The 16,223-nt window shown below is 40.5% G+C and carries 9 protein-coding genes; 3 read left to right on the top strand and 6 right to left on the bottom strand.

Translation table 11 applies throughout. From position 1 onward, the window contains the following. Position 1: 1 nt before the first annotated feature. The 3 genes from I6F42_RS04770 to ttcA all read left to right on the top strand — a co-directional run bounded on the left by I6F42_RS04770 (position 2) and on the right by ttcA (position 2,854). Positions 2-739 carry an FNR family transcription factor gene (locus I6F42_RS04770; protein ID WP_007585636.1) on the top strand — a complete coding sequence of 246 codons (738 nt, stop codon included), beginning with the start codon at positions 2-4 and terminating at the stop codon, positions 737-739. A 103-nt stretch (positions 740-842) separates the two neighbouring features. Further along, positions 843-1,769 (top strand): universal stress protein UspE, encoded by a 927-nt coding sequence (uspE, locus tag I6F42_RS04765; RefSeq protein WP_010554056.1) that lies wholly within the window; start codon positions 843-845, stop codon positions 1,767-1,769. Between the two features lie 170 nt (positions 1,770-1,939). After that, positions 1,940-2,854, top strand: a complete 915-nt coding sequence (gene ttcA, locus I6F42_RS04760) for a tRNA 2-thiocytidine(32) synthetase TtcA (RefSeq protein WP_007585631.1) — start codon at positions 1,940-1,942, stop codon at positions 2,852-2,854. A gap of 68 nt (positions 2,855-2,922) precedes the next feature. On the opposite strand, the gene I6F42_RS04755 is transcribed toward ttcA, so the two are convergent. The 6 genes from I6F42_RS04755 to recC form a co-directional block, all read right to left on the bottom strand. After that, positions 2,923-3,984 (bottom strand): hypothetical protein, encoded by a 1,062-nt coding sequence (locus tag I6F42_RS04755; RefSeq protein ID WP_010554055.1) that lies wholly within the window; start codon positions 3,982-3,984, stop codon positions 2,923-2,925. Between the two features lie 55 nt (positions 3,985-4,039). Beyond that, positions 4,040-5,110 carry a hypothetical protein gene (locus I6F42_RS04750; protein WP_007585627.1) on the bottom strand — a complete coding sequence of 357 codons (1,071 nt, stop codon included), beginning with the start codon at positions 5,108-5,110 and terminating at the stop codon, positions 4,040-4,042. Between the two features lie 610 nt (positions 5,111-5,720). Continuing rightward, positions 5,721-7,046 carry a PAS domain-containing methyl-accepting chemotaxis protein gene (locus I6F42_RS04745; RefSeq protein WP_010554054.1) on the bottom strand — a complete coding sequence of 442 codons (1,326 nt, stop codon included), beginning with the start codon at positions 7,044-7,046 and terminating at the stop codon, positions 5,721-5,723. 193 nt (positions 7,047-7,239) lie between these two features. Next, positions 7,240-9,294 carry an exodeoxyribonuclease V subunit alpha gene (recD, locus tag I6F42_RS04740; RefSeq protein ID WP_010554053.1) on the bottom strand — a complete coding sequence of 685 codons (2,055 nt, stop codon included), beginning with the start codon at positions 9,292-9,294 and terminating at the stop codon, positions 7,240-7,242. Beyond that, entirely contained in the window at positions 9,291-12,869 is a 3,579-nt protein-coding gene (gene recB / locus I6F42_RS04735) for an exodeoxyribonuclease V subunit beta (protein ID WP_010554052.1), read from the bottom strand. Before recB ends, recD begins: the two co-directional genes overlap by 4 nt. After that, positions 12,856-16,155: an exodeoxyribonuclease V subunit gamma gene (gene recC / locus I6F42_RS04730; protein WP_010554051.1), complete on the bottom strand. Its 3,300-nt coding sequence runs from the start codon at positions 16,153-16,155 to the stop codon at positions 12,856-12,858. Before recC ends, recB begins: the two co-directional genes overlap by 14 nt. Positions 16,156-16,223: the final 68 nt, after the last annotated feature.

The raw sequence follows: 16,223 nt of genomic DNA, 5'->3' as shown, positions 1-16,223 counted from the left end.
TATGGATTTCTCTCAAAGTCGCGCTAAAGGTAATTGTGCTATTAGCTGTAATAACTGCAGTATTAGTCAATTGTGTTTGCCATTTTCACTCAATGGCCAAGAAATGGACAAGCTTGACGAAATTATTGAGCGAAAAAAACCACTCCATAAAGGCGACTATCTATTTGAATCAGGTGCACCTTTACAGGCTATTTATGCAGTTCGTTCTGGTTCATTTAAATCGTACACGTTATCGGAGCGAGGTGATGAGCAAATTACCGGCTTTCATTTAGCGGGCGACCTAGTTGGTTTTGACGCAATAAGTAAAATGACTCATCCCAGTTTTTCGCAAGCACTTGAAACGTCAATGGTGTGCGAAATCCCATTCGATACTCTTGATGAACTATCAGGAAAATTACCAAAGCTTCGCCAACAAATAATGCGCTTAATGAGCAGTGAAATTACATACGATCAAGAAATGCTGCTATTACTCAATAAAAAATCAGCAGAGGAACGCTTAGCTAGTTTTATTTATAACTTGTCGGAGCGTTTTGGTGAGCGTGGTTTCTCGCGTAAAGAATTTAGATTTACAATGACTCGTGGCGAAATTGGTAATTACTTAGGTCTAACTGTAGAAACGATTAGCCGTTTATTAAGTCGTTTTCAAAAAGCGGACTTAATTAAAGTAGAGGGTAAATTTATTACAATTTTAGATAATGATGCCTTGGCTAAAACAGCGGCGATAGTTAAGCCTCGCTAAATTAAATAGTTTGATTTAGAACAACAATTTATATGCTACCCCTTTAACTGTTTTATATTTACGTTACACTAAATGTACACCCGTTAGGTAAATGGAGTAGCATATGAACACTATTAAACGCATTATTGCGGTTATTGACCCCACCAAAGATGATCAACACGGTTTAGCACGTTCAATAGATTTAGCTAAAAAATCTGGCGCAAGTATTACCGCCTTTATGACGGTTTACGACTTCTCTTACGAAATGACTACTATGCTATCTGGCGATGAACGCGAAGCAATGCGCGATGCCGTACTAAAAGATCGCCAGCTATGGCTAAACGATTTAGTTTCTCCTTACAAAGATATAAATATTGAAACCCAAGTGGTTTGGCATAATCGTCCTTACGAAGCCATAATAAACACTGTAATTGAGCAAAAATACGATTTAGTAATTAAAAGCACACACCAACATGGTGCACTTAAATCAGTTATTTTTACCCCAACAGACTGGCATTTAGTGCGTAAGTGCCCCGCTCCAGTATTATTTGTGAAAGAAATGGCGTGGCCAGCAAACGGTAATATTTTAGCTGCAGTAAATGCAGTAAGTGAAAATGAAGAACATGTAGCACTTAATAAACGCGTTATTAAAGACGCACAATATTTATGTGAACTTGCCAACGCAAAGCTTAATTTAGTTAATGCCTTTCCTGCAACGCCCATTAATATAGCAATAGAAATTCCTGAATTTAATCCTGGGCTTTATAACGAATCAGTTAAAAAGCATCACCATGAATCAACCAATGCACTTGCTGCAGAGTTTAATTTAAGCCCAGAGCAATGTTTTATTGAAGAAGGCCTACCAGAGGATGTAATCCCTGATATAGCTAAGCGCCTTAATAGCGAGTTAGTTGTTATTGGCACTGTTGGCCGTACTGGCTTAAGTGCCGCTCTTGTAGGTAATACAGCAGAGCATGTAATTGATAGCCTAGACTGTGATGTACTGGCACTCAAACCCGATGGTTACGTGAGCCCTATGGCAAAGGATTAATTTTAAGCCTTATGTATAAGTTATAAGCGAGTTATTTTTACGTGTTAATAAGGCATGTTTAAATCAATTTTAATTACATCCTAAACTCGCATATTCAGGTGGTTTGGGTATAATACGCCCCTTTATTTTTAGCAAATAACTTTGCTGTATTGTTTTACTAGGGGGCGTAATTGTCACACTCAGATCAAGCTAAAGCTCAATTTAACTTAAATAAGCTGCAAAAGCGTTTACGTCGCCAAACTGGTCAAGCCGTTATGGACTTCAATATGATTGAAGAAGGTGACCGTATAATGGTATGCCTTTCTGGCGGCAAAGATAGCTACACAATGCTTGAAATGCTTCAACATTTAAAACGTGTAGCACCTATAAAGTTTGACCTAGTTGTTGTAAATCTTGATCAAAAACAACCTGATTTTCCTGAGCATGTTTTACCCCAGTATCTTGATAAATTAAATGTTGAATACAAAATTGTAGAAGAAGATACTTACAGTATTGTTACCGATATTATCCCTGAAGGTAAAACAACGTGTTCACTTTGCTCACGCTTACGTCGTGGTATTTTATACCGCACAGCAAAAGAACTAGGCGCTACTAAAATAGCCCTTGGGCATCACCGTGACGACATGATTGAAACATTGTTTTTAAATATGTTTTACGGCGGAAAGCTAAAAAGTATGCCGGCTAAATTAATGAGTGATAACGGCGAGCATATGGTTATTCGCCCACTTGCATACTGTAAAGAAAGCGACATAAGCCAATACGCATTTGTACAAGGTTACCCTATCATTCCGTGTAACCTATGTGGCTCGCAAGAAAACTTACAGCGTAAACATACAAAAACAATGCTCGCTAAATGGGATGCGGAGCACCCAGGTCGTATTGAAAGCATTTTTACAGCAATGCAAAACATAGTGCCTTCACATTTAGCTGACGCCGACTTGTTTGATTTTAAAAACTTACAAACAGGTGAAGTAATTGATGGTGGCGATATAGCCCTTGATAAACCAGATATTCCTAAAGTGCCTGTTGCTAATGAGCTTGATGAACAAGAAGCGCCAAGTGTAGTTACTATAAATCTAAGCTAACAAATTTAAGGGGGTTGTATTTATGTACAACCCCCTTAAATTTACCAATTCAGCATTGCGTTCTATTTTTAACTCTCAGCTAAGCCTTGTAAAAATTCCAAACTTAACTTTTCTTGTGCATTAGCCTGATATGGTAATTGCTGCAAGCTATCGTACGAAAAATCGTTAATATCAAAGTGACTTATTTCACTATTCCCAAAGCTGTTTCGCTCGCCTGGGCTTGGCGACATTCTCTCAATAACAAAGTCGCTTAAGCGCATATCTGTAATGCCTTGTGGTAATACCGACCAGTGGGCTTTCAAATTAAGAGTTTGCCTTCCCTTCGTTAACCGCTCTTTAGATACTAAATGAGCAAGTGGTGTATCGCCACTGTATAAATTAGCCCTAACACGATACAAACCACTTTTTACTACCGCTATGTTAGCTGGCAAAATCATATTTTCGTTTTGTGCATAAGCAGTTTCAAAACCTGTTAAAGTTGCACTCGGCGGCATATATTGAATTTGCGCAACTACGGGGACTTTTTTACCGTCAACATCGCCCTCTACAAACACTTGTAAGCTACGAGGGTAATCTTCATCCTCTTCAAATGTAATAATTGCTTCACCGTCACGCGCATTGCCTGTATGGGTATTTAACACTTCTTTTGTATCTGTATTTGCAAGTTCAACGACCACTTTTCCAAGCCCTTGAGCGCTTATCTTTATTGTTATTTCTTCTGGGTATACAAAACGATATTGCTTAAGACTTAACGTTAAAGCATCGCCACTTTCATCAATAGGGCTCGATACCGGGTAGAATTGATTTGGCTTTAATCGATCTTCATCTAATGGACTCAATGGCTGAGAATAAGGAGGAAATTTAAGTGCACTTTCATATTGCATAACCACTTGCTGCGCTGCTTTTGTTAAGTCTTCATTAAACGCGATTTGTTTTTTTGATTGTGTTTTTTTTGCTGTAGGTACATCTATAGGGATCACTTTTACAGGCGATAAATCAGCTACGCTCGCACTGTGTTTAACCTGAGGTGTTATTGGCTCAACAACTTTATGAGCATCATTTTTACCTGTAAACCATAGCGAGAATAAAATAGTGCTAATAATTAAAGCAACGACATAAAATTTTTTCATTTTTATATTTCAATCTTTTATAAGGCGTATAGTTTTTAACTACACGCCTTGTATGTTATGGAATCACATTATAAATAAGTGCTGATGCGCTTAAATTATTTGAATCCTTAATATAACGATATTGTTTTTTCCAAAACCAACTACCTGTAGTTTTATCAAACGTATTAAAACCTACAGTGTCACCTTCCACATTTACGTTATTCATGGCTATTGTTACATTACCTTTTCGCTGCGCGTTATGTATTTCGTTATGGCTATAACTGTCACTCATCATCATTGGATAATGGTTTGGCATAAAGCTACTTACTGCATCACCTTGCGATTTTAAATGGCCATTTGTATCAATACTGCTGCTACAACTTCCAAACGAGCCAGCCGAACTGGCACCACATGAAGAGTGCGATGCAACAACCGAATCATCATTGCCTTTTAAAAAACCACCCGTTAAACCCAAATATGCATTTCCATCGGCAACAAAGCGTAAACGTGGCGTACGTGCATCTGGGAATGGTGAAATTTTACGTGCATTATTCACTTTTAAATCGTGTAATACACCAACAGCTTCGGTTACATCACTTCCTAGCCACCATTTGAGTGCAGCATCGACCGCAAAGTTCCATGATGCGCCAGTTAAAGCACTAACAGCTACGTCAGCCAGCTCACTTCCACCACCCGCGCCTGCCAAATCAAACGTAGCAACAATATTAAGCGGCTCTAAGCCTTCGTTTTCTAACCAGTTTTCTTGATTATCAATAATATGGCGTGCAACTAAGTCTCCTGTTGAATGTGTTACAAATACACAGCCATCACTGCATAAATTAGAGCGTGAAATTTGCTTTAGCTTTGGCCACACCCAATCGGTAGCAATTTTACCTTCAATACGTTCATAAGCAGGCCAATCAATTCGCTCATCTGCACGATTATTCCAGTACGATTGCCAATATGTTTCACCATCATTGATTACATCACTACCCGACTTATTTGTTATTTGCGAAGTTTGTAACCCATGAATTAATATAATTTTGTAGTCTTTACTCGCTGCAGAAAAGCTCATTAACATAGCTAACCCCGCACCAATTAGGTGGCTTGGCTTAATTAATTTGTGTGTGCGCTTTGTGTTGTTCATACAATTCCTTAATGTTGTGTACTTAATATTTTATTATCATTTAAGGTATTCATGTTGGTTTACATAAGCTTGTCAGCTTAGGTGTTCACTAGGGTCTGTTGTTCTTTTCGGATTAAAATTTGTTCAAACTAGAGGCTATTTAATCACGGCGCGAGATTTGTAACCTAGTGGGCTCGGTAACTGCTCCTGCGTTACTCTACTGGCTTACATCCATGTAAGAATAAGTAAAAACCGAGCAACAAAGAGTAAATAGCCTCTAGGAAGTACCCTTTGGGCAGCGTCTGTTTGGCATTAATGCTACGTTATCGCCTATTTATGGGGAACAACCACACTACTTAGGCTCTGCCTTGCCTAAATACCAAACAGACTGCTGCAAATTTAACCTTGAAAGATCAACAGACTCTAGTATTAGGAACAACGAATAAAAATGCAACAACTTATTATCATTTAGAGAAGAGAAGAAACTTATTTCATACTGATTAATGAGTTAATAGAGGTATAGTTGTTAAATTTGAAATTATTAGATGGGTTTCAAGGGGTATATTGAGGGTAGTAAGATTAAAGCGGATACCATTGAAAGTGCCCGCTTTAGAATAAGGACGAAGCTAATCTAACCGTTAGCTTTAAGTTCACTGGTAAATTGCCCAATCGCATTTACAACTTCTTGTGCACCTTGTTGGATCTCTTGCATCACTTCACCAGATTCTTTAGATAACGCCAAGCCTTGCTCTGCCTTCTCTTTACCTTTTTCTATTACAGCCACCGTATTTTGGGTTTGTGATTGGTTGCGCTGTACAACTTCTACAATTTCTTCTGTTGCTTTTGAGGTACGCGATGCAAGCAATCGCACTTCATCTGCAACCACAGCAAAGCCTCGCCCCTGCTCGCCAGCTCTTGCCGCTTCAATTGCGGCATTTAATGCTAATAAATTTGTTTGCTCAGCAATACTACTAATGCTTTGTACAATACTCGATATTTGTTGCGACTGCTGATCAAGCGCTGAAATTTCATTTGCAGCTTGCTCCATGTTAATAGCCAGCTCAGTCATTACTGCGACTGTATCTTGTATAACGCTCGCGCCTTGCTCTGCTTTTTTATCAGTTTGGGTTGAGGTGCTATAAGCAATTTCGGCAGCTTGTGATATCGCAATTTCTTGATTTACTTGATCAGTGATAACAGTTGCAAACTTCATCACTTTATAAAGCTCATTCGCGTCATTTGAGATTGGGTTATATGACGCTTCTAGCCAAACAATGTTGCCATGTTTATCTACGCGCTTAAAACGCTCAGCAATAAACTTACCTTCTCTCAATTTAGCCCAAAATTGTAAGTACTCTTGTGAGTTAGCCTCTGAAGCTTCGCAGAAAGTGCGGTGATGTTTGCCAAGGATTTCGCTTTCTTGATAGCCCATTGCAGCTAAAAACTGATCATTTGCTTTTAATACATGGCCTTCTAAATCAAATTCAATTACCGCCATAGAGCGATATATCGCTTTAATAGTATCGCTTTGCTCACGAGAAGCCGTAATTGTTTTTGTAAGTACACTTCCGAATATAGAAAAATAGAGCAACTGATCTTGCTCCCCTTTTACTGGATGTACTATTAAACGTAACCATTCAGCTTTACCATCGCTGCGCATAACTTGCAATGCACCGCCCCAATGCCCTTCTTTTTTAATAGCTTGCTGCAGGCTTTTAAATTCTGAAGATTGACGAGACGAATCTGTAATAAAATCGTCAAAAGAATTATTAGTTAGATCATCTTCACTGTAGCCTAGGTTTTCTAAAAACTTATCATTGGCGTGCGAAATTCGGCCATCATAAAGAATGTTTAGTACTAACATCTCTCGGTAAAGCCCTTCCCATACTTGTTGTAATGGGTAAAGTTCAGCTTTTAGAGAAGCTATTTCGTTTTGTTTATTTTTAGAAAAAAACATTAATATCCCTACTAATACATTCGATATGAAATGAAATTAATTTTATTATAGAAGATATTATTTATAACGCGATAAATAATAAGAGCTTTAATTACTAGATTCAGAAAGTTTTAAAATAGCCAATACATAAACACTGGTATCTGCAAATATGTGGATACATCAATAAAATAACTTCTATGTCCCAGCAGAACCTTTAATTCTCAAACTTTAATCTTTCATACAATCCAGACGCTCTCGATACGCTTTTATTCATCGCTAGTTGTAGTACTTTTTTATCAGCCACCAGCTCAAAGGTGTTTTTAGCACGGGTTATTCCCGTATACACTAATTGCCTGTTAATACCCATGCGCGCTTGTTTTAGCGGTGGCAGTACCATGGCTGTGTAGCTAAACTCTGAACCTTGTGATTTATGAATAGTCATTACATAGACTTTATCGTGCGCAGGGAGTCGTGCTGGCGAAAATGCTCGTTGATTACCTTGCTCATCAATAAATATGGCTTTGAGTTGATTACTTTCATCGGGCATTAAAATACCAATATCACCGTTAAATAACTTAAGTTGATAATCGTTTTGGCTCACCATAATAGGCATACCCGTGTAGTGGTGAGTATTAGGACTTACGGTAATTAAACCTTGCTGTTGCAACACGCGCTCTATTCGTTGATTTAAGCTATGAACGCCGTAATCGCCCTCTCGTACCGCAGCTAAAAGCTGATAACTAGCAAAAGCAGCATGCACCTGTGCAACACTTGCACCTTGAGCTATTAAGTTAAGGTACTTTGCATAATGACTTGCTGCACTTTTAACGAGCTTTTCAATTGGTTTTGCTACAAAGTCGTAATCTAAAATTACATCGTTAAAGCGCCCTTCACTACTTTCTTGCTCTACGTAATTTAAAATACCGGTGTTATTGGTGTTTACCGCAAGTGCGAGTTGACCAATGCCGCTTTGTGCATCAAATCGATAACTGTGTTGTAAAAAGGCAATGCAATCTGCGAGTTTAAATTCACTCACGCTTTGCGCTACGAGCTTAGGCTCATTATTAAAACATAAGCTATTTAGCTCATCACAACGTGCTTGCGAGTAGCTTGGCGTTTGCCCAAGTGTTAAACCTTGGCATAAATCGCTCATTACGCTGCCGGTATCTACCGAGGCAAGCTGATCTTTGTCACCTAGGAGTATTAATCGCGCGTGCGCAGGAAGTGCTTCTATTAATTTAGCCATCAGCGATAAATCGACCATACTGGCTTCATCAATAATTAGTACATCTAAATGCAGCGGATTACTTTTGTTATGCCTAAATTTATTAGTAAACGGTTTTACACCCAATAAGCGATGAATAGTTTGAGCGCTTTGCGGGATCAGCGTTTTTATATCATCAGGAATCGTTGTGAGCTTATTTTTAGCGCCCAAAATAGACTCACTTAAACGTGCAGCGGCTTTACCTGTAGGGGCCACCAGCTTAATACTAAGGGGCGCGGTTTTATAAAGTGACTGTAAAATAGCCAGTAACTTAGTCACTGTGGTAGTTTTACCTGTGCCAGGACCCCCCGTGATCACGCTAAAGCCTTTGGTGGCAGCAATCGCACATGCCACTTTTTGCCAATCAGTTTCAATTGCAGAATCTGCAGGAAAATAGGTATTTAAAAGTTCAGCCAATACTTCGTTGTTAATATTGAGCTTTCGCTCGCTCATACTTAATAATCTGTCAGCAAGTGTTTGCTCATAACCGGCAAGACGCGCAAAATAAAGTCGCTCGTTAAACAGTTGCAGTGGTTTATTTTCGCCTACGCTTTCATGGCTTTGTAAATAACTAAGCGCTGTGTGTACATTAAAATCATCACTAAACGGGCTTAGCGTACTGGGTACATTGCCATCGAGTTTATTAAAGTCACTGTTGCGCAAGTTAAAAGGATTACTCCAATCAACCTCATTTAAAGTTAGGCAGCTATGCTGGCTTTGCTGCGATAAGCACAGCAATAAAATAATATAAAACAGTTCATTGTGAGTTTGCTCAATGTCATTAGCACACAGTAATTCAGCGAGCTTCACATCAACTACACGCAGTCGATTTTGCGCTAATAAATACTCAAGTAACGGGACTTCGGTAATCGTATTATTTAACACAATGTCCTCTAATGGGGCATCTTGTGCTACATTTTTTGAAGTAAGAGGCTCTGCGGCTTCATTATTAAGTGTCTCGTCAATATCGTCAAACAAGCCAGGTTGCTCATTTAAATCACTCATAGCATAGCTCCTTGGCTAAATAAGCCATCTAAAATAGTTACTTGCTCTACAGTTAGCTTTTTAAAGTACACGCCTTGCCCTGCCGGCATTCCACGTAAAAACGTGTAATACACGCCGCCTAAATGGGTTTCTATCGAGTAATCAGCTATACGTTGTTTTAATAAACGATGCAGCGCTACCGTGTAGATTAAATACTGTAAATGATACTGATGACTGCTCATTGCTTGCTCAAGCATATCGCCTTCGTAATCAGCTGGCGTACTGCCTAAGTAATTAGACTTATAATCTAAAATATAATATTTGCCTTGATAGCAAAATATTAAATCGACAAAGCCTTTTAACAAGCCTTTTACTTGTGAAAATTCAAGCTTACTTTGCGTAAAGCCAAAATGTTTAACCAGCATTTCGTTTAGCTTAGGTGCGCTTAAGCTCTCAAGTGGTAAATTAAACTCCATTTCGACTAGGCAGTCGCTTGGTGTAAGCACACCTAATGAAAGAAGGCTGTTTTCTAGAGAGCTTTTATCTAGGGGACACGCAAGAACATCGAGTACCCACTTTTCAGCCACTTCTCGCCATTGCTCACTTATGTGATACTTTTCAAGACTGCGCTTAACTACCTCAGATAAGTTTTGCTCGGTATTAGTTGAGTGAACTATTGGGCTAATAAAATCTATTTGTTCAAATATTTCATGCAAACAGCTACCCGGCTTTGGCCCTTTAGGAAAACTATAAGGTGATGGCAGTTCGTCCTCTTGCACTGCAAACTCGTCTTTTTCGTGATCTTCATCACTTCGCCCTGGGGCTAATTGGTCGCTGTGCTTTTTAAAGCTCAACGCACTAAAGCTGGTTGCTCGCCAGTTACGCTCAATATTTGCCGTTACTCTATTAACACTTAATGTTTGCTGCGCAATTTTACTATTACTAAAACAAAGCTTTCCCTGTTCTAATAACGTTTGCGAGGTAAATTGCTGATAGCTCATCGCGCTATTAGCGTCGCAAAACTCACTTAAATGCGTGCGCCATGTTTGGCTACTGGCAAGCTCAAGCCCTGCAAATAAAACATGCCCTAGTGCACTACTTTGCATTGCTAAGCGGCTACTTTGCCCTTGCCCAATGTTATAAACACCAAGCGCACAAAAATGCACAGCGCGAGTAAGTGCTACATACAGCAGGCGTAAATCTTCAGCTAAGCGCTCTTGCTCTGCTTTTTGCAGTGCATCTTCGTCTTTACTTAAATCGTAAACTAGCTTGCCGTTATTGTGATAAAGCGCTTCTTTTGTTTCGCGATAGCCACTGGCAAACGGCATAAATACCAAAGGGTATTCAAGCCCCTTTGAGGCATGCATAGTGACAATTTTAACTAAGTTGGCGTCACTTTCTAGGCGCACCTGTACTGTTTCACCGTCTTGTTGGCTTACCTTTTGTGCAAACCAGCGCAGCAAACGCAGCGTGCCTTCAAGCTCTATTTGTTTTTGCTGAAGTATTTCACCCAAATGCCTAAAGTCAGTCAGCCAACGCTCAACGTTATATCCCAATCCTTGCCATTTAGCGCTAAGCTGATTATGGCTCATTAAGCGCTCAAGCATTGCCATAGCGCCTTGCTTGTTCCAAATGTGGCTAAGTTGTGCAAAAAAGTTTAAGTAGTCTTGCCATTTATTTTCATCATCGGCGAGTGCATGTATTTCGTTATAACTTAAACAAAATAATGGACCCGCTAAAACACCGCGCAGCAATGACTCGTCATATTGACCATGCAGCGCTGTTAAAAAGTTAAGTAGGTGATGGCTAAGCTCTTGGCTAAAAACGCTCTCGCGCGATAAATACACGCTGGCTATTTTGGCTTCGCTAAGCGCTTTTTTCATTATTTGCGCTTCAACACGGTCGCGCACTAATATACAAATATCGGCAGCGCTTACAGGGGTACTGCCAATACACGCGTCCCCTTGTTTTGCTTTTTCAAGCAGGGTCACTATTTTATTAGCAAAGTGAGTGGCTAAATGTGCTTGCCCTACACCTTTGTTGGTTGGTTTGTTTTTTTCGTCTGCGGCTTCATCCACAAATACATTAAATTCGAATGCGGTCGCGGGTTTGCCATCAATTAAAAAAGAGTCTTCCGCTTTTTTACCTTTAGCAGCTACTGCGTTAAACGGTATAGCGTCGTTATAAATAAAGCTGTTAGCGTGTTTGCCAAATAAACTATTAACGCTATTTACTATATCAGTGCTTGAGCGAAAGTTAGTCCCCAGCGTAAATTGCTGATCAGTCTGTACAGCTTCTTTTGCACCAATGTACGTAAAAACATCTGCGCCCCTAAAGCCATAAATAGCCTGCTTGGGGTCGCCTATCATGGCAAGCGTGGTATTTTGTTGCCCATAAATTTTACTAAAAATACCGTACTGAATCGGATCGGTATCTTGGAATTCATCAATCATGGCAACCGGAAACAACTGCGCAATTTTTTGCGCTAGTACGTCGCCTTGTTCGTTATTAAGCGCACTGTGTAAATTGGTCAATAAGTCATCTGGGGTGATAACGCTTTGCTCTTGCTTGCGCTTAACTATTGCGGCTTTTACCCAGCGTGCTGCATGTTGTACAACCGCTATTTTGAGCCCTTGGTTTATGGTGTTATTAAGGGCGGCAAGCTCGTCAAACTGACTCAGTAATGGATGCACGAATAATGGCTGATTTTTTTTATAATTGCTTACATCGCTTAAGTTTTCTGTACTCCACACTTCAAACGAATACTTGTTAGTGCCAAATTCAAAAAACAAATCGCCGCCTAAACAAAATGCCTCAAGCGCACCAAGGCTGCCTTTTCGTGCTGGCGTTTTAGACCCGCTTAAACCCGAGCTTTTAATAGCACCGATAAACTCTTGCTCTAACACCGCTTTTTTAAATGCAGGCACACGGGTTATGTACTCGTCACGGGCTCTCCATACATCATCTAAATTTATTTGGGGCGTAATGTGCGCATTAGCTTTGTTTAAAATGCTCGCCACTTGAGCGAATAAAGCCTCTGGTGCGGCAAATACATCTAAAATAGCATCGGTGCGTTCTTTATTAAGTGGGTATACAAATGCCCGCCAAAAATCTTTAATAGTTTCGAGTAATATGTCGCGCTCATCTAAAATAAATTCTAGATTAAACGCCACACCCGACTCAAACGCATGTTGCTTTAGCATCCGCTGACAAAAGCCATGAATAGTAAAAATAGCGGCTTCGTCCATTGATTTAGCAGCTGCATCGAGTAAATCAAAGGCGCGGTGCTTATCATCAATTTTGGCAATTACGCCTTCAATGAGTTCGTCGTTTGGGTCTTGCCCAAGCAATGCGTCGCGCGCAGCAATAATTCGGCTGCGCACGCGGTCTTTAATTTCTTGGGTGGCAGCGTCGGTAAAGGTTACTACCAAAATTTGCTCAACACTGAGCGGCGTATTTAACTCACCTTCTATTTGCATACCTAGTAAGTAACGTAAATACAGCCCCGTAATTGTATAAGTTTTACCAGTACCCGCACTGGCTTCTATTAAACTTTGACCAATGAGCGGCATAGTAAGAGGATTAAGCGCTTGCATGGTCACTCTCCTTTGCGTGTTCAAATAAAGGCGTGAGCAATTTATCACTCCATTTTATAAATTCTTCTTGGCAGTCGTTTAGCGATTGCACCGTTAAGCGAATATACGGGTTTTCGCCCTCGCCTCGCCCTATGTATTGCGGGCTAAATTTGCTCATTGCTTTTATTATATCGCCGCCGCTTTTAACGTACTCATAACCACTTACCGGAAAAAATGGCACAGGCTCTGCGCGCAGTGCTTTGTATAACTCAAACCAATCAAGCAGCAATGCATCGGCATCAGCTTTATTAATTGGCGCAAAGGTAATTTGCTTATCGAGCCCAAGTAACAATGTTTCTACTTGTTGATCCATACTTTGCGCTGCGAGGTGATAAATAAAGCCTTTAATTAAATCTTTCGCTTTAATACTCGCACTGCGGTAAAACACTTGTTTTTGCAAATACACATGATTGAGCCAGCCCTCTATTTTAGTGCCTTCAATGGTAAGCAAAACTTCTATTGGCTCACTTTTCCCGCCTTTAATATGCTCTTTTACTTGCCCTGCAAGCGCATCAACTCGGTGCTCCATACTTTCAAATATGAGGCTGCCTACATTAGCTTGAGGTAACTCACCCCGCTGCAGTATTTGCTCGGTACTTAGTGGTTGCTCGTTTATATTGGCTTTAAGTATTTCATCAAGGTAAAAATAACGGCGCAGCGCATCTAAACTAAATGGCTCTTCGTCTTTTGCTACTTCGTTAAATTGTGGCAGGCGTAAACCTAATGTTTGCTGATAAAAGCTCTCTTGTGCGCTGCACACACTTCTAATAAACACATCTAGATCTAGCTGCTCTGGCACAGTCACATCAAGTGCAATAACTGGCTCTGGTTTAATTGACTCACTTGGCAGCCAAATTGGATTGTAACTGTGGTTGCTCAGCACAGTATTGGCTTGCTCATCGGCTAAGTAATAATGGCTATTAAAGGGCTGTAAATGCTGCTGATTGATTAGACATGCGGGCAGCGTTTTTTCGCTTTTATCGCTTAATACAAAACTACGCCCAATATACTCTAACAGCTCACTTACAAGCGTTGATGGCATGCGCGGTTGGTTATCAAAACACGAGCGACCAATGTAACTCATGTATAGGTTGTCGCGGGCACTCAATAGCGCTTCTAAAAATAAGTAACGGTCATCTAATTTACGTGATCGGTCACCTTTTTGCTTTTTAGAGTAAGGCACTAAGTCAAAACCAATGGGTTGTACGTTACGTGGGTAGTCGGCATCATTTAAGCCCAGCATACATACCACTTTAAATGGCACGGCGCGCATGGGCATAAGCGTACAAAAGTTTACTTGCCCGACCAAAAACCGCTGCCCTACACCTTTTTCTTGAATGCCTTGTTTAACTAAGTAACTAACAATACGCTGCGAAACCGCCTTGCTGTAATCGCCGTTGTCGTGGTGTTTTTGTAACTCTTCGAGCACGTTTTGAAGTACTAATAAATCCCAGCTGTCGTCGCTTTCACTTTCGTATATGGCGTTTAATAGCTCGCTTAAAATATGCGCTTTATTAGTGAGCGTATCGTCGGGCGTTAGCTGCTCTTTAAAGCTTTGCAGTACATCAATAAAGTGCACGAGCTTATTGAGTGTATCAAGCGCCATACCTTCTACTTCATCAGCGCTGTAAATGCCGTTAAAAGGGCATTGTTCGTCGCGCATGGCAATACCAAGCAGTAAACGGTTGAGCCCATGTTGCCAGGTATTTAAATCGATAGCGGGCAAATCAAAGCTGCTTTTATGCGCTGCGTTTATACCCCATTTAACCCCTACACGTTCAAGCCAGTATTGAATTTGCTCATATTCGTGTGCTTCAAGCCCAAATTTTTCGGCTATTTGCGTCACTTGTAATAAATCGAGAATATCCGACACACCAAAGCGCGAAAACGGTAAGTTAGCTAAACTCGCAAATGAACTAAGGACAGGCTTTTCTTGCTCTATGGCTAAATCGGCCAATGCGTAAGGAATAAAGCGGCTGCCTTGTGCCCCGCCAAATACGGCTTCAATATAAGGGCTGTAAGTGCCTACATCGGGCATCATGACAATTATGTCTTTGGGGGTAAGCGTTGGGTTTTGATTAAACAAGTTAAGTAAGTAGTCGTGCAAGCGCTCAACTTCTCTAAGCGGTGTATGGCAATCGCTGAGCGTAATACTGGTGTCGGTTGCGCTGATTGGTAATTTACCTTCGTCGTTTATAAACCACTCTTTGTTATCGGTCAGTGATTCGCCTTTAAACGCAAGCTGATAAATCTCGCTTTGTACTTGCCCTAGCAAGGTGTCGTCAAACACATCAATAAAACCATCAATCCAACGGGCATCTAACTGTACAAGTTGTTCAAAATAGTCGCGACCTAATTTACCCCACGACGATAACAACGGATTACCTATAAAGTAGTATTCTTCATCTGGGTTGGTTTGTTTTTTTTGTTGCGCTTCCACCAGCGGCATTTTGGCGTATTTAGCGCTTATTTTAGCTGCTGTTTTTTCATCTATAATATCGCCCCAGTAATGCTCACTTGGGTTAAAAAAGAATAATATAACCTCGGTTTTTTTACTCAGCGCTTCAAACACCTCAAGCTGGGAGCTGGCAATCGCCGATATACCAAATAAACTAATGCGTTGTGGCAGTAAGCTATTGTCCATAGTCTCAAGTGCTGCTAGTAACTGCCCTTGCATATTAGCGCGATGAAATTGGCTTTGCCCAAGGTCTTGGCTTAGTTTTACAATGCGTCGCCATAAGTCAGGCTGCCATGGGGCAATGGTTACATCTACGTCATCAAGCTCATCTTTGCCGCTATCCCATGTGGCTATCCAGTGCGGTCGGTACATTAAATATTGGTCGTACACATCGGCTATTTTTTCGCATAACGCAAAGGTTTTTTGCCCGTCAATATCGCCCTCTAAATAGGTTTTTAGCGGTAAATATAGCGGCTCATCAATACAGATGGGTAAAATGGCAAACAGCTTCCAAGCAAGGTTGGGCTTATTAAATGCCGACTCTTTAGGGACATTTGGCAGTAATTGCTGATACAACTGCCAAATAAAGCTCGACGGCAGCGGAAAATCTACCTGCGCCGCAACCCCTAAGTTTTCGCTCAAACCTATTTTTAACCACTGCGACATACCCGGCGATTGCACTAGCACTACTTCTTTGTCGAACGGGCTTTGCAATGGGTTTACTTTTAACAGCTGGTGGAACTGCGCTTGCAGGGCTTCCATCCGGTTTGATTGAATAATATTTAGCATATAACACTGACCTTGCTTGAGATAAAACCAGTGTAAGATATTTTCAATATTAGGGGTAGCGCAAACGG

The organism is Pseudoalteromonas sp. SWYJZ12, from assembly GCF_015864395.1.
Classification (GTDB): Bacteria; Pseudomonadota; Gammaproteobacteria; order Enterobacterales; family Alteromonadaceae; genus Pseudoalteromonas; species Pseudoalteromonas arctica.
Note: the sequence above shows the minus strand (reverse complement) of the source record. Positions and strands in the feature narration are given on the sequence as shown.

Bases quoted from the DNA above. Each gene is read 5' to 3' on its own strand.
- I6F42_RS04770 (WP_007585636.1), top strand. From the start codon at position 2: ATGGATTTCTCTCAAAGTCGCGCTAAAGGTAATTGTGCTATTAGCTGT.
- uspE (WP_010554056.1), top strand. From the start codon at position 843: ATGAACACTATTAAACGCATTATTGCGGTTATTGACCCCACCAAAGAT.
- I6F42_RS04755 (WP_010554055.1), bottom strand. From the start codon at position 3,984: ATGAAAAAATTTTATGTCGTTGCTTTAATTATTAGCACTATTTTATTC.
- I6F42_RS04750 (WP_007585627.1), bottom strand. From the start codon at position 5,110: ATGAACAACACAAAGCGCACACACAAATTAATTAAGCCAAGCCACCTA.
- I6F42_RS04745 (WP_010554054.1), bottom strand. From the start codon at position 7,046: ATGTTTTTTTCTAAAAATAAACAAAACGAAATAGCTTCTCTAAAAGCT.
- recD (WP_010554053.1), bottom strand. From the start codon at position 9,294: ATGAGTGATTTAAATGAGCAACCTGGCTTGTTTGACGATATTGACGAG.
- recB (WP_010554052.1), bottom strand. From the start codon at position 12,869: ATGCAAGCGCTTAATCCTCTTACTATGCCGCTCATTGGTCAAAGTTTA.
- recC (WP_010554051.1), bottom strand. From the start codon at position 16,155: ATGCTAAATATTATTCAATCAAACCGGATGGAAGCCCTGCAAGCGCAG.